General features: G+C 69.1%; 1 protein-coding gene. It reads right to left on the bottom strand.

Annotation, left to right across the window (positions count from 1 at the left end):
- Positions 1-1,223 (bottom strand): acetyl-CoA carboxylase biotin carboxylase subunit (locus tag L995_RS16840; protein WP_047472716.1); only part of this gene is annotated, 1,223 nt, incomplete at both ends.

Genomic DNA, 1,223 nt, shown 5'->3' with positions numbered 1-1,223 from the left:
CCGCGTCTTCTCGCGCTCGATCAGCGCCGTGTCCAGCTTGGCGGTTGCAAAGGCATCGCTGGCGATGACCTGGCGCAGGAACTGCACATTGGTGGCCAGGCCCACGATGCGTGTCTCGGCCAGGGCGGCATCGAGCCGCGCCAGCGCCTGTTCGCGCGTGTCGCCATGCACGATGAGCTTGGCGATCATGGAGTCGTAGAAGGGGCTGATGGCATCGCCCTCGCGCACGCCGTCGTCCACCCGCACGTCGCCGACATGGAAGCTGGCGCAGTCGGGCTTGCGGTAGACATGCAGGGTACCGGTGGCGGGCAGGAAGCCGTTGTCGGGGTTTTCTGCGCAGATGCGCGCCTCGATGGCATGGCCGGTGATGCGCAGCTCGTCCTGGCGCTTGGGCAGGGGCAGGCCGCTGGCCACGCGCAGTTGCCAGTCCACCAGGTCCTCGCCCGTGATGGCCTCGGTCACCGGGTGCTCGACCTGCAGGCGGGTGTTCATCTCCATGAAGTAGAACTTCATGGCCTCGGGCTGGTCGTAGCCGCCGGGCTGCTCGACGATGAATTCCACCGTGCCCGCGCCCACATAGTTCACGGCCTGGGCGGCGGCCACGGCGGCCTCGCCCATCTTCTGGCGCAGCGCAGGCGTCATGCCGGGCGCGGGGGACTCCTCCAGCACCTTCTGGTGGCGGCGCTGCACCGAGCAGTCGCGCTCGAACAGGTAGACGCAGTTGCCCTGGGTGTCGCCAAAGACCTGGATTTCGATGTGGCGCGGGCGCAGCACGTATTTCTCGACCAGCACGGCGTCATCGCCGAAGCTGTTGATGGCCTCGCGCTGGCAGCTGGCCAGGGCGGCGGCAAAGTCCTCGCTGCGCTCGACCAGGCGCATGCCCTTGCCGCCGCCGCCGGCGCTGGCCTTGATCAGCACCGGGTAGCCGATGCGGTCGGCCTCGCGCTGCAGCAGCTGCGGGTCCTGGTCGGCCCCGTGGTAGCCGGGCACCAGGGGCACGCCGGCCTTTTCCATGAGCTGCTTGGAGGCCGCCTTCAGGCCCATGGCGCGGATGGCCGAGGGCGGCGGGCCGATGAAGACCAGGCCGGCATCGGCGCAGGCCTGGGCGAATTCCTCGTTCTCGCTGAGAAAACCGTAGCCGGGGTGGATGGCCTGGGCGCCCGTGGCCTTGGCGGCCTCCAGAATGCGCTCCCAGCGCAGATAGCTGTCCTTGGGGGACGCGG

The organism is Delftia sp. ZNC0008 (assembly GCF_000799035.1).
Taxonomy (GTDB): Bacteria; Pseudomonadota; Gammaproteobacteria; order Burkholderiales; family Burkholderiaceae_C; genus Comamonas; species Comamonas tsuruhatensis.
The sequence above is the reverse complement of the archived record's forward strand: the minus strand, read 5'-3'. Positions and strand labels throughout refer to the sequence as shown.